The organism is Nonomuraea sp. NPDC049655, assembly GCF_044465465.1.
Lineage (GTDB): Bacteria > Actinomycetota > Actinomycetes > Streptosporangiales > Streptosporangiaceae > Nonomuraea.
The window spans coordinates 18,056-38,355 of record NZ_JBITLS010000004.1; the positions used below are offsets into that span (position 1 = coordinate 18,056).

A 20,300-nucleotide genomic window follows, 5' to 3' on the forward strand; every position below is an offset into this window, starting at 1 on the left:
GGCTCATCGTCATGTCTGCGAATTCAAACGACCTCGAACGACGCGAGCCACGTGGAGTGATGATGCGCCGTCGTACGTTCATCAGGACCGTCTCCGCGGCGGTCGCGTTCTCCGGGGCGATGTGGCACGACGCCGTCGCCTCCGCGGCGGGCGCGGGCGTGAGCCCGTACGGGCCGCTCGGCGCCCCGGACGCCAACGGCATGGCGCTGCCCGCCGGTTTCACCGGCCGGGTGGTGGCCAGGTCGGGCCGGGTCGTCGGCGGCACGCTGTGGCACCCCGCTCCTGACGGCGGCGCGTGCTTCGCCGACGGCTCCGGCTGGATCTACGTGTCCAACTCCGAGGTGCCGCTCGTGGGCGGGACCTCGGCGATCAGGTTCAGGGCCGACGGCTCGATCGACCGGGCGTACCGGATCCTGAGCGGCACGAACCTCAACTGCGCGGGCGGCGCGACCCCGTGGGGCACCTGGCTGTCCTGCGAGGAGATCTTCCGCGGCAAGGTCTACGAGACCGACCCGTACGGCAACCGCTCCGCCCAGCAGCGCCCCGCGATGGGCAAGTTCAAGCACGAGGCCGCGGCCTGCGACCCCGACCACAAGGTCGTCTACCTGACCGAGGACGAGGGCGACGGCTGCTTCTACCGCTTCACCCCCACCACCTGGGGCGACCTGTCCAGCGGCCGGCTCGACGTGCTCTGCGGGATCGGCGGCGACAGCGTCGAGTGGCGGCCCGTGCCCGACGCGACGCCCGGCGTCTTCGACACCCAGACCAGGCACCAGGTCTCCGCGGCCCGGCACTTCAGCGGCGGCGAGGGCTGCCACTACGCCGCCGGGATCTGCTACTTCACCGCCAAGGGCGACCGCAAGGTCTGGGCCTACGACACCGCCCGGCAGACGGTCACCGCCGTCTACGAGGGCGGCGGCACCCTCGACGGCGTCGACAACATCACCGGCCGCCCGTCCGGCGACCTGTACGTGGCCGAGGACGGCGGCAACATGGAGATCAACATCATCACCCCCGACGGCGTGGTCGCCCCCGTCATGCGCCTGGACGGCCAGGCCAAGTCGGAGATCACCGGCCCCGCGTTCTCCCCCGACGGCACCCGGCTCTACTTCTCCTCCCAGCGCGGCACCAGCGGCGAGACCGCCGGGACCGGGGGGATCACGTACGAGGTGACCGGGCCCTTCCGCCGCTGACCAGCACGGCTTCACCCCACCGGGGCCGCTGACCGGCCCGGCCTCCGTCACCGGAGTCGCTGACCGGCACGGCCATCGCACCCCCCACCTCCGCCGAAGGAGTCCTCCATGGTCCGACGGTTGCTCGTCCTGCTCTCCGCGACCGCCCTGGCGCTCGGCGTCGTGCCGCCCGCACACGCCGCCCAGGGCGAGGTGTACGTGGCGCTCGGCGACTCCGCCGCGTCGGGTCCCCTGGTGCCCAACCAGGTCGTGCCCGACCTCGGGTGCTGGCGTTCCGACCACAATTACGCCCATCTGACCGCCCAGGCCATCGGCGCCGCCACCTTCAGGGACGTCACCTGCTCCGGCGCCAAGACCCGCGACATGTACAACTCCCAGGGCACCGACCTCGGCAGCGTCGCGCCCCAGCTCGACGCGCTCAGCTCGGACACCACCCTGGTCACGGTGCAGATCGGCGCCAACGACGTCGGCCTGACCGGCTTCATCGAGGACTGCCTCAACCTGCTGCCGCCGCCCATCGGCGACGCCTGCAACGACGACTACGTCGTCAACGGCCAGGACTCCTGGCGGGTCAAGACCGACGCGCTGCGGCCCAAGCTGACCACACTGGTGACCGACATCCGCGCCCGCGCCCCGCGTGCCCGGATCTTCATGGTCGGCTACGCCACCTACGCCCCGCCGAACGGCTGCTACCCGACCGTCCCGATCATCAAGGCCGACGCCAACTACATCCGCGCCACGCTCCAGTACTTCAACCAGATGCTGGCCGAGCAGGCCGCAGCCGCGGGCGTGTCGTTCGTCGACCTGCAGACGCCGAGCGTGGGCCACGACCCGTGCAAGGCTCCCGGCGTGCGCTGGATCGAGCCGTACGTGCCGGCCTCGCCCGCCGCCCCGTTCCACCCCAACGGTCTCGGGATGCGGAACTTCGCCACCGTGGTGACCGCCGCGGTGTCCGGGGTCTGAACGCTCCGAATCGCGCGACGGGAGCCGTCCCCGCCCGGGGGCGGCTCCCGTTCACTTGCGGTGCTGGCGCCTGGCGGCCAGCGCGGCGCCGATGCGTTGCAGGTGGGCCGGGTCCACGGGGTCGAGGCCGGTCAGGCTGACGGCCCTGCGCAGGCGGTAGTCGACCGTGTTGGGGTGCACGTGCAGCAGCTCGGCCGTACGGCGGCGGTCGAGGCCGGTGTCCAGGTAGACCGTGAGCGTCCTGAGCAGGTCGGGGTTGTCGAGCAGCGGGTCGAGCAGCCCGGCGAGCACGGCGGTGGCCTGGCTCGGCCGGGTGAGCTGGTACTCCAGCAGCACGTCGGCCAGCCGGTAGGCGCCCGGCGGCTGCTCGAAGACCCGCACCACCTCCAGGACCTCCTCGGCCAGCTTGACCGCCTCCGGCACCCCGGGCGGCGCGGCGATCTCGGCCGCCGCCCACACCGGCACCCCGGCCGCCTTGGCCATCGCGGCGGCCGTCTCGCCGACCTCGTACCAGTCGGGGTCCTCGCCGGTGATCGGCACGAACACCAGGCCGCCCATCGTGTCCAGCACCGACAGCACCGGCTCGGCCGCGCCCCGCTGGAGCGCCGTCCTGATCCGGTGGAGCTTGCGGCGGCCCGCGATCGACCCGCCCGGCTCGTCGCTCTCCTCGTCGGGATGCCGGCCCACGGCGAGCGCCAGCACCAGGTAGCGCGGGGCCAGCCGGACCCCGGCCAGGGCCGCCCGGTCGCCGCCGAGCAGCGCGGACACGGCGGCGTGCAGCGCGTGCTGCTCGTGGCTGAGCATCCCCTCGCGCTCCTCCAGGTACGCGGTGCACACGGCGGCCGTCACCGACTCCGTGTAGAGCAGGATCAGGCGGTTGGCCGCCAGCACGTCCTCGAAGTCGGCGGGCGTGGCCGCGGCGAACAGGTGCTCCCACACCTTGCGCGCGCCCAGGTGGTAGGCGGCCAGCAGGGCCTCCAGCGGCACGCCCTCCTGGGCCCGGCGGGCCGCCGACGAGCGCAGCGGGGCCAGCTCGGCCCTGGTGGGCGGGCGGCGGTCGCGGAACATGCGGGCGATCAGCCGCAGGTTGTGCTCGGTGATGACGGTGATCTCGCCGTCGAGTTCCTCCCTCGGCAGCCGCCGGTAGAGCGGGATCTCCTCGGCGAAGCCGCGGACGAGCTGCCTGGCCAGCTTGGCGGTCTGGCGTTCGAGCAACTCGTGCGCGACGCACCCGGCCAGGGTGAGGGCAGGGACCACGTTCGAAACCCTCCCAGAACATCCGGCGTCAGTGAAGGCCCCGCCGGCGTGCGGCGGGGCCCTGCGCAGGTCAGGCCACCCGAGTCACTGCCTGGTCAGCTTGAGCCGGACGGTGTAGGTGTAGTCCGTCTCGTCGGTGCCCTCGACGATGGTCGTCTCGGTCGTGTCCGCGCCGACGGCCAGGCCCGCGCAGACCGAGCCGTGCGCGGTGGCCTTGCCCAGGCTGTCGCCCTCGCCCACGATCGGCGGGGTGACCTCGCGCAGGTCGAACTTGACGTCCTCGCTGCCCACCAGGAGCGTGGACGGGTACTCGAAGTCGGCCGGGTCGCCGTCGCCGCCGGTCTTCATCGAGAAGTAGTTCGCGCTGAACTTGGGGAACAGGTTCCCGTCGACCTTGAAGCGGAGCTCGTCCTTGCCGTCGCGTTCGGCCACGTTGTTGGCGTCGATGTCGTACAGGGTGATGACGCAGGAAGCGGTCGTGGCGGCGGTCGTGGCGGTGGCCGGGACCGCGGTCAGGGCCGTGGGGGCGGCGACGCCGGCGGCCAGGGCGAGCGTGGCGATCAGTCGGTGAGCGTGCATGCTGTCGTGTCCTTCGGTCCGTGCCTCGCGGCTCTCGCGAAGCCGGTCCCAGAGTGCGGACGGCGTCGTGAGCACATCGTGAGAGCACAGGTCAGTGGCGCGGAACACGCGCTGTCTGTGGCTTTTGGCGCAGTCTGTCCGGGCGGGCGCGCCTACTGTCGTCCGCCATGGGAGAGTCGCTGACCCTGCTGCTGCTCGGGCCGCCCGACCTGGCCGTCGGGGGCGCGCCGGTGGGCCTGCGGGCGGCCAAGTCCAGGGCGCTGCTGTGCTACCTCGCCACCACGACCGGGCCGCGGTCGCGGTCGGAACTGGCCGCGCTGCTGTGGGGCGAGCGCCCGGACGCCAACGCGCGCGGCAGCCTGCGGCTGGCGCTGTCGGAGCTGCGCAGGGAGGTGGGCGGCTGGCTCGACATCACCCGCGACCACGTGCGCTTCCTCAGCGACCAGGACGGCTGCTTCGTGGACCACCGGCAGCTCATGGCGGCCTCGACGGTCCAGCAGGCGCTGCGCCTGTGGCGCGGGGAGTTCCTGGACGGCGTCTGCGTCGACGCCCCCGCCTTCGCGGGCTGGCTCGCGGAGGAGCGCGGCCGGGTGCGCACGCTGCTGCGCGACCTGCTCACCCAGGCCGGGGCCGACGGTTCCGCGCAGGTGGTGCGGCTGGCGCGGATCGTGGCGGCGCTGGACCCGTTCGACGAGGAGGCGCATCGGCTGCTGATGGCGTCCCTGGCCGGGGCGGGGAACCGGGCGGCGGCGCTGGCCTGCTACGACGACCTGCGCCACCGCCTGGCCGCCGAACTGGGCGTCGCCCCCGCCCCGGAGACCCAGGCCCTGCGCCGCGACCTGCTCCCCCGCCGCACCGCCGCCGCGACGGCCGGGGCCGGGCGGGCGGCCCTGCCCGTTCCCGGTTCCGCGCTGGTCGGGCGCGCGGAGGAGGTCCGGCGGGTGCGCGCGCTGGTGGCGGGGCGGCGGCTGGTGACGCTGGTCGGGCCCGGAGGGGTCGGCAAGACCCGGCTGGCCGTCGCGGCCGCCGCCGTTCGCGACGGCCGGGAGGTGGCGTTCGTCTCGTTCGTGGGCGTACGTCCCGAGGCCGCCGTCACCACGCTGGCCCGCCGCCTCGGCGTGGACCTCTCGCCGCCGCGTCTCGCCCTCGACCTCCTGCTGTCCGCCCTCGCCGGACGCCGGCTCCTCCTCGTCCTGGACAACCTGGAGCACCTTCCCGGCTTCGACGCGGTCGTGGGCGAGATCCTGCGCGCCGCGCCCGGCGTACGGGTCCTGGCGACCAGCCGGCGGCGTCCCGACCTGCCCGGTCAGGTGGCCGTCGAGGTGGCGGGGCTGCCGGGGCCGGCCGCCGAGGCGCTGTTCGCGGCCAGGGCGGTGCAGGCGCAGCCGTCCTTCGACCCCGACGCCGAAGCCGCCATGGTGGCCGCGATCTGCGCCGCCACCTGCGGCTTCCCTCTGGCCATCGAGCTGGCGGCCGGGCTGCTGCGCGCCGTCCCGTGCGCGGAGCTGGCCCGGCGGCTCGGCGTGGACCTGGAGCTCCTCACGGCCGGCGGTCCCGCCGTCCGTCCGCGGCACGCGTGCATGAGGACGGTCTTCGAGACGTCCTGGAGCCTGCTCGGGCCGCCGGAGCGGGCGGCGCTGGCGGCGCTGTCGGTGTTCGGCGGCGGCTGCACGCTGCCGCACGCGCTGGAGGTCGCCGGCACGACCGCGCGGGTGCTGGTCCGCCTGGTCGACCAGAGCATGCTGCACCTCACCCCGGCCGGACGGTACGCGGTCCACCCGCTCGTCCAGCAGTTCGCCGCCGCCCGCCTGGCCGAGGACCCGGCCACCCGCGACGCGGTGCGGAGGCGGCACGCCGCCTGCTTCGCCCGCCTGCTCGACCGGCACGCCGCGGCGCTCCAGGACGCGTCGGACACCGAGGCCGTCCGGGTGCTCGGCGCCGACCTGGACAACATCAGGACGGCCTGGGCCGCCTCGGGCGACCCCGCCTTCCTCGACCACTACTGGACGTTGTGCCTGCGGTTACGCCTGTACGAGGAGTCGGCCGCCGTCGTGGGGCGGCGGCTGGAGAGCGGCGTGGACGTGCCGTGCCTGCGGGCGCGGTGGTTGCGGATGGCGGGGGTCAGCGCGTACCAGGTGGCCCGGGAGGGGGAGGCGGCCCACCTGGCCAGAGCCGCACTGACCACCCTCGGCGAACCACTCCCCACAAGCCCGACCTGGACCGTCGTGAGCACGCCGGCCGCCGTCCGGCACGCGGGGCCTGTCGTGCGTGTGCTGGGCGCCGCCGTGCGGCAGGTCGTCCATCGCCTGGTGCCGCCGCGGCGGACGGACGCAGCTGGCGCGGAGGCCGCCCAGGCGCTCACGTTGCTGGCCCGGCTCGCCTACCACCAGCAGGACCTGCCGACGATGCTGGTGGCCTCGCTCCGCCAGCTCAACGCCGCCGAACGCGCGCCGGACCCCGCTCTGCGGGCCGAGGCGTACGCGAACTTCGCGACGATCGCCCGGATCGCGGGCCGCCACGGACTCGCCGCCCGCTACGGCGGACTCGCCGACCGGGCGCTGGACGGCGTCCCCCACCCGACGGAGGCGGCCAGCCGGGCACGGCTGGCGCGCGGGCTGGACCAGCTCCACTCGGGCGCCTTCGGGGCAGCCCGCCGGTCGTTCGCCGAGGGACGGGCCCGGACGCTGGACCCCCGGATGGCGGAGAACTGCGCGGGCATGCTGGCCGAGACCGCCCTGTGGGAGGGGAAGTTCGCCGAGGCGGCGGAGCTGTTCGCCGAGACCGAAGAGCTGTCGGTCGGACGCGTCGGCGGGGACGACATCGGCCGCCACTGGTGCCTGGCGGGCCGCGCGGAGGCGCTGCTGCGGCTCGACGACGCGCCCGCCGAGCGGATCGGCGAGGTGCTGGCGGCGGCCCGCGCGTCCGTGGAACGGCGGCGCGCCCTCGCCGCCCGGCTCGGCCTCCATGACAGCCCGTCCCTGCACACCATCCAGTCCCTACGCCTCCTGACCGCCACCACCCGCCTGACCATCCCTCCCCACCGGCCTGCGACGACTTGTGCCACCCCCGCCACCCCCGCCACCCCCGCCACCCCCGCCACTCTCGCCACCCCCGCGTCCCCGGCCGCGCCGAGCGCAGCGGCCCCGGTGAGCGCGACGACCCCGGAAGGTGCGACGGCCCCGAAGGTCCCGGAAGGGGCGGCGGCCGCGCACGTCCCGGAGGGTGCGGCGACCTCGGAGGTTCTGGTGGCGGTTGCCGTCGCTGAGGTGCGGGGGGCGCTGGGTCGGGCGCTCGCGCTGGCGGACGGGTTGCCGTCGGCGCAGCCCGGCATGCTGGAGTGCTGGTCGGGGCTGGCGGAGCTGCTGTGGCACGTACGCGACCACGTGGACCGCGCGACCGCCCGCCGCCTCCACGCCCACCTGACCCGCTACCTGGCCCGCAACCCCGGCGCGGCGGCCAGGATCGGGTGGGCGCGCGCCCTGGCGCTGGCCGCCGCGGGCAGGAGACGGGCCGCCGTTCGGGCCGCCGAACAGGCAGTGGCCGCCGCCGACCGCCTGGCCACCGCCTACGACCACCGCAGGGCCACCGACCTCCTCCACCACCTGACATCCGGCCTGTCACGCTCCCCGGCTCGTGACAGGCGGGGTTGTCACGATCCCGGCCCGTGAGGCAGGGCTGTCACGATCCCCGCCCCGTGACAGGCGAGGCCGCCATGATCCCCCGGCCCGTAGCCGGCAGAGCTGCCCCCTTCCCCCGGCAGGTGCAGCGGCCCCGGCCGTGAAAGTTTCAGGGTCTTCGGGGCCGATCGGGTGCAGCCGTTGACGGGGCAGCGGTGGGCAAGGAGGATCGGGTTCGCTCCATTGGGAGCGCTCCCAACCACCCCAAGGACCTCCATGACCCGATGCCGGGCCGCGCTGACGGCCCTCCTCACCATGGTCGCCCTGTCCCCCGCCGCGTCCGCCCGCGCCGCCGACGAGGGACCCGAGCAGATCGTGAACGGCACCTTCGACGCCGGCACCGCCCCCTGGTGGAGCACCGGCAACACCACCCTGACCATCGACGGCGGCAGGCTGTGCGCCGACGTCCCCGGCGGCACCGCCAACCCCTGGGACGTCATCATCGGCCAGGACGGCGTCCCCCTGGTCGCCGGCGACACCTACGCCTACAGGTTCTCGGCCTCCGCCACCCCCGCCAAGGTCGGCAAGGCCCTGATCCAGCTCCCCGTGGACCCGTGGACGCAGTACCTGTCGGCCGCCCCGGAGCTGAGCGTCTCGGGCGACGACTACTCCTACACCTTCACCGCCCCGGTCTCGCTGCCGAACGCCCAGGTGGCGTTCCAGCTGGGCGGCAGCGCCGAGCCCTGGAGGTTCTGCATGGACGACGTGTCGCTGAAGGGCGGCGCCGAACCCGAGGTCTACGAGCCGGACACGGGCCCGCGCGTCCGCGTGAACATGGTCGGCTACCTGCCCTCGGGCCCGAAGAAGGCCACCCTGGTCACCGAGGCCACCACGCCCCTGGACTGGGAGCTGCGGAACGCCGCGCAGGAAAGGGTCGCGAACGGACGTACCGTCCCCAAGGGCATGGACGCCAGCTCCGGCCAGAACGTGCACACCATCGACTTCGGCTCCTACGCCAAGCCCGGCCAGGGCTACACGCTGACCGCCGACGGCGAGACCAGCAGGCCGTTCGACATCGGCGCGGACGTGTACGACTCCCTCCCCACGGACGCGCTGAAGTTCTACTACACCCAGCGCAGCGGCATCGAGATCCTCGACAGCCTGCGCCCCGGCTACGGACGCCCGGCCGGCCACGCGGGCACGTCCCCCAACCAGGGCGACACGGACGTGCCCTGCCAGGCGGGCGGCTGCGACTACACCCTGAACGTCAAGGGCGGCTGGTACGACGCCGGCGACCACGGCAAGTACGTCGTCAACGGCGGCATCGCGGTCCACCAGCTGATGGCGGCCTACGAGCGCGACCGGGCCGCCTTCACCGACGGCCAGCTCAAGATCCCCGAGAGCGGCAACGGCGTGCCCGACGTGCTGGACGAGGCCCGCTGGGAGCAGGAGTTCATCCTGAGCATGCAGGTGCCGGACGGCGAGCCGGACGCGGGGATGGCCCACCACAAGGTGCACGACCAGAACTGGACCGGCCTGCCGCTGCTGCCGCACCTCGACCCGCAGAAGCGCGAGCTGCACCCGCCGTCCACGGCCGCGACGCTCAACCTGGCCGCGACGGCGGCGCAGGCGGCCCGGCTGTTCGCGCCCTACGACGCGGCGTTCGCGGCGCGGAACCTCATGGCGGCGCGCAAGGCGTGGACGGCGGCGAAGGCGAACCCGGCCCGGTACGCCAGCCCCGCCGACGGCGTGGGCGGCGGCGCCTACGACGACGCCGACGTGACCGACGAGTTCTACTGGGCGGCGGCCGAGCTCTACCTCACGACGGGCGAGAAGGAGTTCGCGGACTTCGTGCTGGCCTCGCCGCACCACACCGGCGACATCTGGCGCGAGCGCGGCTTCGACTGGGGCAACACCGCCCAGCTCGGCCGGCTGGGCCTGGCGACCGTGCCCAACGCGCTGCCGGGCCGGGACAAGGTGCGGCAGTCGGTCGTCGAGGGGGCCGACAAGTACCTGGCGGTGCAGCGGGCGCACCCGTACGGGCTGCCGTACGCGCCGGCGGACTTCGACTGGGGCTCCAACAACCTGGTCCTCAACAACCTGGTCGTCCTGGCCACCGCCTACGACCTGACCGGCGAGGAGAAGTACCGGGCCGCCGTACGGGAGGGCATGGACTACCTGCTCGGCCGCAACGCGCTCAACATCTCCTACGTCACCGGCTACGGCGAGGTCTCCGCCCAGAACCAGCACAGCCGCTGGTACGCCCACCAGCTCGACCACGCGCTGCCCCACCCGCCGCGCGGCTCGCTGGCCGGCGGCCCCAACTCCGCCATCCAGGACCCGGTCGCCCAGCGGCTGCTGCGCGGCTGCAAGCCGCAGTTCTGCTACGTCGACGACATCGAGTCCTGGTCCACCAACGAGCTGACCATCAACTGGAACTCGCCGCTGGCGTGGGTCTCGGCGTTCCTGGCGGACAAGGGCGGGCGGTCCGCCTGCCGGGTGCGCTACTCGGCGCACGGCTCGTGGCCCGGCGGCTTCACCAGCCAGATCGTGATCGAGAACACCGGCCGGGAGAGCGTGAACGGCTGGACCCTGAGCTGGTCGTTCCCCGGCGGCCAGCGGATCAAGGAGGGCTGGGGGGCCGAGCTCGCCCAGTCCGGAGCGGCGGTGACGGCGCGCAGCCTCGGCTACAACGGCCGGATCAGGCCCGGCGGATCCGTGACGTTCGGTTTCGTCGGCACGCACGACTCGGGGCCCAACCCGGCCCCGGAGGTCTTCCGCCTCGACGGTGACCGCTGCCGATGACGCGCGACGCGGGCGGGCCCTTCCGGGGTCCGCCCGCGTTGCCCACACTCCGTTGAACGGAATACTGTCTCCCCCATGCCCAGGGGAACCTCAGAAGTCAGCGAGCCGATGTACTTCGTGCTCGCCGCGCTGCGCGCCGGCCCGCTGCACGGCCACGCGATCAGCAAGTCGGTCAAGGAGCTGTCCGGCGGCCGGGTCCAGCCCTCCGTCGGCACGCTCTACGGCATCCTGGAACGCCTCAACGAGCGGGGCGTCATCACCGTCGACCGTGAGGAGACGGTCAACGGGCGCAACCGGCGCTACTTCCGGATCACCGACGAGGGCCAGGCGCTGGTGGAGGCGGAGGCGAGACGCATGCAGGCGGCCGCCTCGCTCGTCCTGCGGCCGTCGGCCGGATGACGGCCGTCGGGTCCGCGCGAGCCGCGTCCGCGCTCGAACGGCGCTACCGCAGGCTCCTGCTCGCCTATCCCAGGACGTATCGCGCGGCCCATGGTGACGAGCTGCTCGACGTGCTGCTCGAATCGGCCGCGCCGGGGCGGCGCGTCCCGGTGCCGCGCGAGGCGTGGGGGCTGCTCAGGGGCGGGGTGCGCAGCCGGATCGTCCACCTGGCGAGCGGCAGCCCCTGGCAGGACGGCGTGCACCTCGCCGTCACCGCCATCGCGGCGGCGAACCTGGCCGCCCTGCTGCCCTACGCCGGCACGCTGCCGCTCTGGACGCTGCTGTCGGCGCTCACGCTGCTGGCGACCGCTCGCGGACGGCTGCGCACGGCGGCGGCGCTGACGCTGCTCACCGGGGCCAAGGCGGTGGCGCTGGCCGGCGGGTGGCAACTGTTCGACACGACGCTGTTGCCGGTCTATCCGACGTTCCTCCAGGTCCGGCCGTTGTTCATGGACAGCGACCCCTACCTGGTGGCGGGCGCCTACGCGGTGGCGCTGGCCGGCCTGCTCGTGCTGCGGCGGGCGCCGCGCACGAGGTCGTGGTGGTGGTGGGCGGCGGTCGTCGCGGCGAGCTGGGCGGGCCCCGAGTGGATGGAGGACTCCACGAGGTTCCCGCTCAGCCTGAGCAGGCTGGTCGTGGAGGCGGCGGCGTTCGGGCTGGCGGCGGGGAGCGCCTACCTGGCCCGCGACCACCGGTGGACGCTGGCGGCGGCGATCTACCTGGCGACGGCGTCGGGCGAGCCGGTACTGCACTCCGACGCCCTGACCCGGCAGCACCTGGCCTACTGGGGGGTGCTCGCGCTGCTGGTCGTGGGGGCCGCCTTCGCGCCCTTCCGCCAGCGGCGGCATTGCCTGGATTGACCATACTTCGTTGAACGGAGTATGGTCTTCGCCATGCTCAAGAGATCCCGCCTGGCCATCGCCATGTCGCTCTCGGCGGCCGTGCTCTGCGGCTGCGGGGGCGCCGCCGAGCCGACCGGCGGCGCCGAGACCGCCCAGCCGTCGCAGGCCGCCGCCGCCAAGGACAAGAAGCACCAGTTCGAGGCGGCCAAGGCCGACTGCATGAAGCAGAAGGGCTTCACGTACCTGCCGTACGTGAAGCCCGAGGCCAAGAGCGAGGACGAGCGCAAGCGCGCCTCCGGCGACTACCAGGCGATGAAGAAATATCGCGCCAAATACGGCTTCGGCGTTTTCGCCCTGCAGGTCTACCCCGGGGAGCTGGAAGGCCCCGGCGGCAAGAACGACCCGGACCCCAACATGAAGATCCAGGCAGACCTCTCCACCGCCCAGCTCACCGCCTACCACAAGGCCAAGGACGCCTGCGTCGTCACGGCCGCCAAGCAGGTCCTCGGCCTCACCCTGAAGTCGAACATCGACTACTTCTCCCAGATGGCCATCGCCCACAGGCGGGCGAAGGCCACCGAACTGGACGGTGACCCCGAGCTGGTCGAGCTGGCCGGCCCCATGGCCACCTGCCTCAAGGGCAAGGGCTACTCGGTGACCGACACCAAGCCGTCGGCGCTCAACCAGCGCGGCGAGCGGGAGTTCATGCGCCGGCAGGACAAGCTGGGCCGCCGGCAGCAGAAGAGCATGCCCGACCCGCCGAAGATGACCAAGGACACCGAGCAGTTCCACATGCCGGACCTGACCCCCGACGCCGCCAAGCCGTACCTCGTCCAGGAGGTCAAGGCGGCGCTGGACGACCTGGAGTGCGGCAAGGACTTCTACGCGGCCTACACGCCGAAGGAGACCGCCGTCCAGCGGAAGATCAACGACCGGTTCGCGTTCTGACGTCCTCATGAGATCCCCACGCAGGCTTGCGGCCGTCGTGCTCGCCGGGGTCGTGCTCGTCGCCCTGGCCGGGTGGGCGGTGAGCACCCGGCTGCGCTCGCCGGCCGACGAGGCGAGCAGGCGCGCCGCGCCCACACCGTCCCTGGTCACCGCCGCCGTCGAGCGGCGCAGGCTGGTCAGCACCGTGGTGGTCAACGGCACCCTCGAATACGGCTCGCCGCTGCCGGTCGGCCTGGCCGGGGCCGTCGGCGGCGCGTCCGAGCTGCAGCGGGCCACCAGGGCGCCGCGTCCCGGCCGGATCGCCGAGGGCGGGGTGCTGATGGAGGTCAACGGCCGGCCGGTGTTCGTCCTGCGCGGCTCGGTGCCGATGCACCGCACGATCACGCCGGGCAGCGAGGGCGACGACGTCACCCAGTTGCAGCGGGCGCTGCGCAGGCTGGGGCACCGCGCGCCGTCCACCGGCGTCTTCGACCGGGCCACGGTCGCCGCGCTCACCCGGCTCTACGCGGCCAAGGGGTACCAGGCCCAGCGGCCCGCCCTCGCCGACCGGCAGACCTACGAGACGCTGCGCAAGGCCGTACGGACCGCCAAGGAGACCCTGGCGGCCGAGCAGCAGGCGCTCGACCGGGGACGTGACGTGCTGCCGCTCAAGCTCAGGCTGAAGAACGCCAGGACCGGGCTCACGGCGGCCCGCCGCGCCCTGGCCGAGGCCCGGTCCCAGGAGCTGCCGCCGGCCGACCAGGCCCGGCTGTCGGCCGCCGACTCGGCGGTGCGGGCGGCCGAGGAGCGGCTGCTGGAGGCCGAGCAGGCCCTCGCCGCCGCCCGCACCCGCCCCACGAGCGCGCCCACGGCGGCCGCCACTGATGCCACCACCGCTGCCCCCACTGCGGCCCCCACTGCGGCCCCCACCGGCACGCCCGCTCCCCAGCCCACGGCCTCGCCCGCCGACACGCGGCTGCTGGAGCTGCGGGTGGCCAACGCCCGCGCCGACCTGTCGGCCGCCCAGGAGGCCCGCGACCTGATCGTCAAGGAGGCCGAGCAGGCCCGCGCGGCCCGGGTCGAGCAGCTGCGCGCGGCCGTGCGCACCGCCCAGGAGACGCTGGCGACCGCCGAGCAGGCGCTGCGCCAGGCCAGGCAGCTCTCCCCCGCCCGGCTCAAGGTGACCGGCGCCCGCGCGGACGTGGTGGCGGCCGAGGAGATGCTCACCGAGTACTCCCGCACGTACGGGGTCTCGATCCCGCCCGGCGAGGTGGTGTTCCTGCCGAAGCTGCCGGCCCGCGTGCGCAAGGTGTCGGTGAAGGCGGGGCAGCGCGTCGAGGGCGAGGTCGCCACCGTGACGAGTTCGTCGTTCGCGGTCACGGCGTCGGTCGAGGCGGCGGAGTCGGAGCTGCTGCGGGCGGGCATGCCCGCGACCGTCGAGCTGGACACCGGCCGGTCGTACCCGGCCCGGCTGACCGCCGTGGGCGACAAGGCAAGGGTGCCGGGCTCCGCGGCGGCCGAAGGCGGGGCGCAGCCCGTCCTGATCACGCCGGGCCCGGCCAAGGGGCTCAAGGCCGGGACCGCGGTGACGGCGCGGATCACCGTGGGGGCGACGAAGGACCCGGTGCTGGTGGTGCCCGTGGCGGCCGTGATCACCTCGGCCGACGGCAGGGCCCGGGTCCGGGTCGAGTACGCCACCGACCGGACGAGGGACGTCGAGGTCCGCACCGGCCTGTCGGCCGACGGGAACGTCGAGGTCACCGGCGATCTCAAGGAAGGGGACCGGGTGGTGGTCGGCGATGCCTGAGCGGCGGGCCGAGCCGGTCATCGAGCTGACGGGCGTGTGCCGGCTGTACGCCGCGCAGCCGCCGGTCCGCGCGCTCGACGGCGTCTCGCTGCGGGTGGGCCGCGGCGACCACGTGGCCGTCATGGGCCCGTCCGGGTCCGGGAAGTCCACGCTGCTCAACGTGCTCGGCCTGCTCGACCGGCCGGACTCCGGCAGCTACCGCCTCGACGGCGTCGAGACCACCACGCTCCCCGACGGCGTCAGGACCAGGTTGCGCGGCGACCGGATCGGCTTCGTCTTCCAGTCCTTCCACCTGCTCGCCCACCGCACTGTGGTGGAGAACGTGATGCTCGCCGAGCTCTACACCCGGCGGCCGCGCAAGGGCAGGCGGGAGCGGGCCCTGGCGGCGCTCGACCGCGTCGGCCTCGGACACCGCACGGCGTTCGCGCCCGGCCGGCTGTCCGGGGGCGAACGTCAGCGCACGGCCATCGCCAGGGCCCTCATGGGCTCCCCTTCGCTGCTGCTGTGCGACGAACCGACGGGCAACCTCGACAGCCGCAACACCGAGGCGGTGCTCGACCTGTTCGACGAGCTGCGGCGGCAGGGCCTGACCATCGTGGTCATCACGCACGAGCAGGAGGTCGGCGCGCGCGCCGAGCGGCGGGTGCGGATCACCGACGGCGTCCTGGTGGAGGAGTGATGGACCTGCGCGACCAGGCCGGCGAGGCCGTCGCCGGCCTGCTGGCCCGGCCGCTGCGCACGGCGCTCACCACGCTCGGCACCGTGCTCGGCATCACCACCCTCGTCGTGACGCTCGGCGTGGCCGCCACCGCGGGCAACCAGGTCGTGGGCCACTTCGACGCGCTGGTGGCCACGGCCATCACCGTCGAGGTGCCCGGCACGCCGGGCGCCCCCCTGGTGGCCTGGGACGCGGTCGACCGGCTGACCAGGCTGCGCGGCGTGGAGTCGGCCGCCGCGCTGTCGGAGAGCGAGGACACCGCGAACCTGTCCGTGCGCTCCAACGACATCGTCGATCCGGCGCGCATCACCACGCAGTCGCTGCCCGTGGTCGCCGCGACCACCGGCCTTCCCGGAGCCCTGCGCGGCACGATGCTGCGCGGCAGGTTCTACGACGCCGGGCACGTCCGGCGCGGCGACCGGGTGGCGGTGCTCGGCGACCAGGCGGCCAGGCTGCTCGGGATCACCCGGCTCGACGGGGCGCCCGCGGTCTTCATCGGCAGCCACGCGTACACGGTGATCGGCGTGCTCGGCGGGCTGCGCCGGGAGCGCGACCTGGGCGCGGCCGTGTTCGTGCCGCCGACCGCCGGGGCCCGGTTCGGGCTGCGGACGGTCACCAGAGTGCTGGTCAACACCGGCCTGGGCGCCACCGCGCTGGTCGCGGGCCAGACGCCGGTCGCGCTCAGCCCCGGCAACGAGGACCTGCTCCAGGTGGTCGCGCCGCCCGGCCCCACCCGGGCCCGCGACGCCGCCCAGGACGACGTCAACGCGCTGTTCCTGATCCTCGGCCTGGTCTCGCTCGTCGTGGGCGCGGTCGGCATCGCCAACGTCACGCTCGTCACGGTGCTGGAACGGGTGCCCGAGATCGGGCTGCGCCGGGCGCTCGGCGCGGCGCGGCGGCACGTGGCCGCGCAGTTCCTGCTGGAGTCGACGCTGATCGGGCTGGCCGGCGGCGTGATCGGCACGAGCCTCGGCGTGGTCGCCGTGGTCGCCGTCTCGGCCGCCAGGGAGTGGACGCCGCTCCTCGACGCGCGGCTCGCGCTGGCCGCGCCGGTGGCCGGGGCGGTGGTGGGGTTGCTGGCCGGGCTCTATCCGGCGCTGCGGGCGGCGAAGATGCAGCCGGTGGACTCTCTGCGATAGCGGTTCCGCCACTTATGATGTGCCCGACATATGGCGAAAAAAGCCCGGCGGGTGCTGCTCAGAGCGGTCAGACCGCTGCTCGTCAAGGCAGCGGTCCTGTCCGGGCTGCGCGGACGCGAGCGGACCCTCCTCCTGCTCAACCGCGCCCTGGTCTACCTCGCGCTGACCGCCGTGGTCGGCGCCGTCTACTTCGGGGTCGGCGCGCTCGACGCCCTGCTCGGCTCGTGGTCCGACCTGATCGCCGCGCTGGCCGCGGGCGCGCTGTTCCAGCCCGTACGGGTGCGCCTGCAGAGCGCGGCGGACCGGCTGTTCCGGTGGGAGCGCGACCCGTACCGGCTGGCCGACCGGGTGAGCCGGAGCGTGCAGGAGGCCAGGGGGCCGGCCGAGGCCCTGGCGTCGGCGGCCCACGCCGTCCGGCTGGCCCTGGGGGCGCCGGGGGTCGCGGTGGAGGTCGTCCTGCCCGGCGGACGGGTGCGCAGCGTCGTCGCGGGCGAGATGGGCCCGGCCCCTTCGGTCGAACGCCTGGTCTGGCACGGCAAGTCGATGGGCTGGCTGTCGGTCAGCGGCGAGCCGCGCGACCGGGCGCTGCTGGACATGCTGGCCAGGCAGCTCGCCGAGGTGGCCCACGCCGTACGGCTCAGCGCCGACCTGCAACGCTCGCGCGAGCGCATGATGGTCACCCGCGAGGAGGAACGCCGCGAACTCCGCCGCAACCTGCACGACGGCCTCGGACCGGCGCTGACGAACCTGGCGATGAGCGTCGACCAGGCCCGGCTCAGCCTGGCCAGCGACCCCGGCTCGGTCGAGCCCCTGCTCAGCACGGCACGCAGGCAGATGACCGAGGCCATCGTGGACGTCCGCGACCTGGTGTACGGCCTGCGCCCGCCCGCGCTCGACGGCGCCGGGCTGGACGAGCTCGGCCTGGAGGGCGCCTTACGGCTGCTCGCCGACGCGCCCGGCCCGAGGGTGGACGTGGTGGTCTCGGGCTCGCTGGCCGACCTGCCGGCCGCGGTGGAGGTGGCGGCGTACAAGATCGCGCATGAGGCGGTGGCGAACGTGCGCCGGCACGCCCGCGCCACCACCGCCCTGATCAGGGTGGAGCGGCGCGACGGGCTCCGGCTGACGGTGTCCGACGACGGGATCGGGCTGCCCGAGCAGCGCCGCCAGGGGGCCGCCCTGATGCGCGGGCGGGCCGAGGAGGTGGGCGGCGTCTGCCGGCTGGACGTCCGCCCCGGCGGCGGCACCGAGGTCGTCGCGGAACTGCCGGTCAAGGAGCCACGATGACCCCTGACGACCACGACGATCCCGGTCCCGGCGCGGACGGGCCCGGCAGCACGCGGGTGCGGCGGCGGCTGGTGCTGGCGGTGGTGTGGACGGCTGCCGGGGCCTCGCTCGCGGCCGTGGTGACGGCGGCGGTGCTGGCGGCGCAGCTCGGCGGGCTGGCCGAGACGCAGGGGCTCGACCCGATCGGGCTGATGTTCCCGCTCGCCGGCGCGTTCCTGATCAGTCGGCGGCCCCGGCTGCTGGTCCCCTGGCTCATGTGGGCGACGGGCGTCGTCTGGTCGGCGTACTCGCTGCTGTTCGCGCTGACCGGCTGGATGTACTTCCACGCGCCCGGCCCGCTCCTGCCCTACGTCGCCTGGCCGGCCATCTGGCTGTGGCTGCTGCCGGTGCCCACGTTCACGGGCATCATGCCGCTGCTCTTCCCGGACGGACGGCTACCGTCGAGGCGCTGGCGGCCGGTGCTCTACGGCAACCTGGTGCTCATGGCCGGGCACTCGCTGCTGCTCGGCCTGTCCCCCGACCCGTCGTTCGAGCTCGGGGTGCCGGTGGGCAACCCGTTCGGGGTGGCGGCGCTGGGCAGGGTCCCCGAGGTCGTGGAGTCGTGGATCGGGCCCCCGATGATCCTGCTGTGCCTGCTCGGCGTGGTCTCGCTGGGCTTCAGGTACCGGGCGGCGACGCCCGAGGTGCGCCGCCAGATCACCTGGTACTTCCACGCCATGGTGATCTTCGTCGTCTACTGGATCGCCAGCGCGGGCAACCAGGACACCTTCATCATCGCCGTACGGGTCTTCCTGGCCGCGGGCATCCCCATCGCGATCATCGCCGCCGTGCTGCGCCACCAGCTCTACGGCATCCGGCTCATCCTCAACCGCACGCTGGTGTACGGCACGCTCGCGGTCGGGGCCGGCCTCACGTACTCGGCGCTCATCTGGGCGTCCAACAGCCTGGCGGACGGCTACGGCGCGGCGGCGGGGCTCGCCTCCGCGATGGTCACCGGCGCGGCCTTCCATCCCGTGCGCCTGCGCCTCCAGCGCTCGGTGGACCGGCTGTTCAACGTGGAACGCGACCCGTACCGGGCGGCCGACCTGCTCAGCCGTACCGTGCAGCGGGCCGGGGACCCGGCGGGGGCGCTGGCCGAGGCGATCTCCGTCGTGCGCACGTCGCTGGTCGCCCGGGGGGTGGGCGTGGAGGTGCCGGGCGAGCCCGCGCTGTCGTTCGTGGACGGCGAGCTGGGCGCCCGATCGCGGTCCGTCGAGCTGACCTGGCACGGCGAGCCGGTCGGGCGGCTGCGGATCGCCGGGGCGCGGCCGGGCCGCGAGCCGCTGGACGTCATGGCCAAGCACCTGGCCGAGCTGGCGCACGCCGTACGGCTGAGCACCGACCTGCGGGACTCCCACGAGCGGATCAGCGCCACCCGCGACGAGGAGCGGCGCCGGCTGGGCAGGGAGCTGCACGACGGGCTCGGCCCCACGCTGACCAGCGTGACGATGACCCTGGACGAGGCGCGGCGGCGGCTGGAGCGCGACCCCGAGTCGGTGGAGGAGCTGCTGGTCCGGGTGCGCGAGGAGATGACCACCACGCTGACGTCGGTGCGCGAGCTGGTGGACGGCCTGCGCCCGCCGGTGCTGGACGAGCTGGGCCTGGCCGGCGCCCTGCGCGCCTTCGGCCAGGCCCCGGGCCCCCGGGTCGAGGTCACCGTGCCCGCGGCCGCCGACGGTTCCGAAGGGCTGCACGACGGGTCCGACGGGGCCCTCGACGGTTCCGAAGGGTTGCTCGACGGGTTGCCGGCGGCGGTGGAGACGGCCGCGTACCGGATCGCGCAGGAGGCGCTGACGAACGTGCGCCGCCACGCCCAGGCCACGTCGGTGCTGGTCACGTTACGGCGGGAGGCCGGGGAACTGCGGGTGTCGGTCGCCGACGACGGCACCGGCCTGCCCGACGAGCCGTCGCCGGGCGTGGGCCTGACGTCGATGCGCGAGCGGGCGGCCGAGATCGGCGGCACCTGCGCGATCGGCCCCCGGGCGGGCGGCGGCACCGAGGTGACCGCCGTCCTGCCGCTCACGCCGCCGGCCTAGGAGGTCAGGCTCGGACGCAGCCCGAGCAGCGCGCCGAGGGTGGCGTACCCGACGATCAGGTGGAAGCCGCCGATCCAGTTCGAGATCGACTCGCCGAACACCACGTACGCCGGCACCGTCACCACGGCCCAGCTCTCGGCGACGAGCGGCCACCACCGCAGCGCCCCGCGCCAGCGCCCGGCGAAGGCGATCTTGATGCCGATGGCCATCATGCCCAGCATGGACACCGGCCAGAACACGTCGAGCACCTGCATCACCGGCCCGTCCTGGAGGTCGTCGGGCAGGACGCCGTGCAGCAGGGACCAGACACTCGCCACCCCGAGCAGCACCAGCTCGACCTTGAGCATCATCCTGGCGAAGCCGGACGTGCCCGTCGCGCGGGTCCGGATCTGCACGGCGAGCAGGGCGAAGAGGCCGAGCTGGAAGAGCAGCCCGGTCAGGTCGCCGACCCGCTCGCCGAACCCCTGGGCCTGCGTGCCGTAGACGAAGATGCTGGCGGTCCAGGCGAGCGTGCCGGCGCTGAGGGCGAGGCCGAGCCTGCGGACGGCGGCCGGGGCGATGGCGGGGCCTGCGGATGGGGGCGGGGTGGCGGGCACGTCGGTGCGGGCCCTGGCCGGGGTGGTGGTGATCTTGCCGTCCACGGGAGGTCCTTTCTC

Annotated in this window: 15 protein-coding genes; 12 read left to right on the plus strand and 3 right to left on the minus strand. The window is 74.3% G+C overall.

The window, feature by feature from the left end; genetic code table 11:
* Nucleotides 1-62: 62 nt before the first annotated feature.
* Together ACIBQ6_RS14060 and ACIBQ6_RS14065 are read left to right on the plus strand one after the other, a co-directional pair.
* On the plus strand, nucleotides 63-1,193 hold the full coding sequence (locus ACIBQ6_RS14060) for an alkaline phosphatase PhoX (RefSeq protein ID WP_358291832.1): 1,131 nt from the start codon (nucleotides 63-65) through the stop codon (nucleotides 1,191-1,193).
* A gap of 108 nt (nucleotides 1,194-1,301) precedes the next feature.
* A complete protein-coding gene (locus tag ACIBQ6_RS14065) occupies nucleotides 1,302-2,156 on the plus strand; it encodes an SGNH/GDSL hydrolase family protein (RefSeq protein ID WP_358291787.1) in 855 nt (284 codons plus the stop codon).
* 51 nt (nucleotides 2,157-2,207) lie between these two features.
* On the opposite strand, the gene ACIBQ6_RS14070 is transcribed toward ACIBQ6_RS14065, so the two are convergent.
* Both ACIBQ6_RS14070 and ACIBQ6_RS14075 read right to left on the minus strand, forming a co-directional pair.
* Nucleotides 2,208-3,413: a PucR family transcriptional regulator gene (locus ACIBQ6_RS14070; RefSeq protein ID WP_397212200.1), complete on the minus strand. Its 1,206-nt coding sequence runs from the start codon at nucleotides 3,411-3,413 to the stop codon at nucleotides 2,208-2,210.
* 84 nt (nucleotides 3,414-3,497) lie between these two features.
* Nucleotides 3,498-3,992, minus strand: a complete 495-nt coding sequence (locus ACIBQ6_RS14075) for a hypothetical protein (RefSeq protein ID WP_397212202.1) — start codon at nucleotides 3,990-3,992, stop codon at nucleotides 3,498-3,500.
* Between the two features lie 167 nt (nucleotides 3,993-4,159).
* Here ACIBQ6_RS14075 and ACIBQ6_RS14080 point away from each other — a divergent pair, with 167 nt between their 5' ends.
* The 10 genes from ACIBQ6_RS14080 to ACIBQ6_RS14125 all read left to right on the plus strand — a co-directional run bounded on the left by ACIBQ6_RS14080 (nucleotide 4,160) and on the right by ACIBQ6_RS14125 (nucleotide 19,644).
* Nucleotides 4,160-7,660, plus strand: coding sequence for an ATP-binding protein (locus ACIBQ6_RS14080; protein WP_397212204.1), 3,501 nt, complete (start codon nucleotides 4,160-4,162; stop codon nucleotides 7,658-7,660).
* Nucleotides 7,661-7,885: 225 nt separating this feature from the next.
* The gene (locus ACIBQ6_RS14085; protein ID WP_397212206.1) at nucleotides 7,886-10,414 is read left to right on the plus strand and encodes a glycoside hydrolase family 9 protein; all 2,529 of its coding nucleotides are present in this window, start codon (nucleotides 7,886-7,888) and stop codon (nucleotides 10,412-10,414) included.
* Nucleotides 10,415-10,489: 75 nt separating this feature from the next.
* On the plus strand, nucleotides 10,490-10,813 hold the full coding sequence (locus ACIBQ6_RS14090) for a PadR family transcriptional regulator (RefSeq protein WP_189651648.1): 324 nt from the start codon (nucleotides 10,490-10,492) through the stop codon (nucleotides 10,811-10,813).
* A complete protein-coding gene (locus ACIBQ6_RS14095; protein WP_358291779.1) occupies nucleotides 10,810-11,712 on the plus strand; it encodes a hypothetical protein in 903 nt (300 codons plus the stop codon). Before ACIBQ6_RS14090 ends, ACIBQ6_RS14095 begins: the two co-directional genes overlap by 4 nt.
* 33 nt (nucleotides 11,713-11,745) lie before the next feature.
* Nucleotides 11,746-12,642 carry a hypothetical protein gene (locus tag ACIBQ6_RS14100; RefSeq protein ID WP_397212208.1) on the plus strand — a complete coding sequence of 299 codons (897 nt, stop codon included), beginning with the start codon at nucleotides 11,746-11,748 and terminating at the stop codon, nucleotides 12,640-12,642.
* A gap of 7 nt (nucleotides 12,643-12,649) precedes the next feature.
* The gene (locus ACIBQ6_RS14105; RefSeq protein ID WP_397212210.1) at nucleotides 12,650-14,428 is read left to right on the plus strand and encodes a peptidoglycan-binding protein; all 1,779 of its coding nucleotides are present in this window, start codon (nucleotides 12,650-12,652) and stop codon (nucleotides 14,426-14,428) included.
* Nucleotides 14,421-15,107 (plus strand): ABC transporter ATP-binding protein, encoded by a 687-nt coding sequence (locus tag ACIBQ6_RS14110; protein ID WP_358291773.1) that lies wholly within the window; start codon nucleotides 14,421-14,423, stop codon nucleotides 15,105-15,107. Before ACIBQ6_RS14105 ends, ACIBQ6_RS14110 begins: the two co-directional genes overlap by 8 nt.
* A complete protein-coding gene (locus ACIBQ6_RS14115) occupies nucleotides 15,107-16,285 on the plus strand; it encodes an ABC transporter permease (protein ID WP_397212212.1) in 1,179 nt (392 codons plus the stop codon). The genes ACIBQ6_RS14110 and ACIBQ6_RS14115 overlap by 1 nt, the downstream gene beginning before the upstream one ends.
* Before the next feature lie 30 nt (nucleotides 16,286-16,315).
* Nucleotides 16,316-17,569 carry a histidine kinase gene (locus ACIBQ6_RS14120; protein WP_358291771.1) on the plus strand — a complete coding sequence of 418 codons (1,254 nt, stop codon included), beginning with the start codon at nucleotides 16,316-16,318 and terminating at the stop codon, nucleotides 17,567-17,569.
* On the plus strand, nucleotides 17,566-19,644 hold the full coding sequence (locus ACIBQ6_RS14125; RefSeq protein WP_397212215.1) for a sensor histidine kinase: 2,079 nt from the start codon (nucleotides 17,566-17,568) through the stop codon (nucleotides 19,642-19,644). Before ACIBQ6_RS14120 ends, ACIBQ6_RS14125 begins: the two co-directional genes overlap by 4 nt.
* Here ACIBQ6_RS14125 and ACIBQ6_RS14130 read toward each other — a convergent pair.
* Nucleotides 19,641-20,285, minus strand: coding sequence for a hypothetical protein (locus ACIBQ6_RS14130; protein ID WP_397212217.1), 645 nt, complete (start codon nucleotides 20,283-20,285; stop codon nucleotides 19,641-19,643). The two genes, ACIBQ6_RS14125 and ACIBQ6_RS14130, sit on opposite strands and share 4 nt — an antisense overlap.
* Nucleotides 20,286-20,300 lie beyond the last annotated feature (15 nt).

Bases quoted from the DNA above. Each gene is read 5' to 3' on its own strand.
- ACIBQ6_RS14110 (WP_358291773.1), top strand. From the start codon at position 14,421: ATGCCTGAGCGGCGGGCCGAGCCGGTCATCGAGCTGACGGGCGTGTGC.
- ACIBQ6_RS14065 (WP_358291787.1), top strand. From the start codon at position 1,302: ATGGTCCGACGGTTGCTCGTCCTGCTCTCCGCGACCGCCCTGGCGCTC.
- ACIBQ6_RS14085 (WP_397212206.1), top strand. From the start codon at position 7,886: ATGACCCGATGCCGGGCCGCGCTGACGGCCCTCCTCACCATGGTCGCC.
- ACIBQ6_RS14095 (WP_358291779.1), top strand. From the start codon at position 10,810: ATGACGGCCGTCGGGTCCGCGCGAGCCGCGTCCGCGCTCGAACGGCGC.
- ACIBQ6_RS14060 (WP_358291832.1), top strand. From the start codon at position 63: ATGCGCCGTCGTACGTTCATCAGGACCGTCTCCGCGGCGGTCGCGTTC.
- ACIBQ6_RS14100 (WP_397212208.1), top strand. From the start codon at position 11,746: ATGCTCAAGAGATCCCGCCTGGCCATCGCCATGTCGCTCTCGGCGGCC.
- ACIBQ6_RS14115 (WP_397212212.1), top strand. From the start codon at position 15,107: ATGGACCTGCGCGACCAGGCCGGCGAGGCCGTCGCCGGCCTGCTGGCC.
- ACIBQ6_RS14080 (WP_397212204.1), top strand. From the start codon at position 4,160: ATGGGAGAGTCGCTGACCCTGCTGCTGCTCGGGCCGCCCGACCTGGCC.
- ACIBQ6_RS14105 (WP_397212210.1), top strand. From the start codon at position 12,650: ATGAGATCCCCACGCAGGCTTGCGGCCGTCGTGCTCGCCGGGGTCGTG.
- ACIBQ6_RS14090 (WP_189651648.1), top strand. From the start codon at position 10,490: ATGCCCAGGGGAACCTCAGAAGTCAGCGAGCCGATGTACTTCGTGCTC.
- ACIBQ6_RS14075 (WP_397212202.1), bottom strand. From the start codon at position 3,992: ATGCACGCTCACCGACTGATCGCCACGCTCGCCCTGGCCGCCGGCGTC.
- ACIBQ6_RS14120 (WP_358291771.1), top strand. From the start codon at position 16,316: ATGGCGAAAAAAGCCCGGCGGGTGCTGCTCAGAGCGGTCAGACCGCTG.
- ACIBQ6_RS14125 (WP_397212215.1), top strand. From the start codon at position 17,566: ATGACCCCTGACGACCACGACGATCCCGGTCCCGGCGCGGACGGGCCC.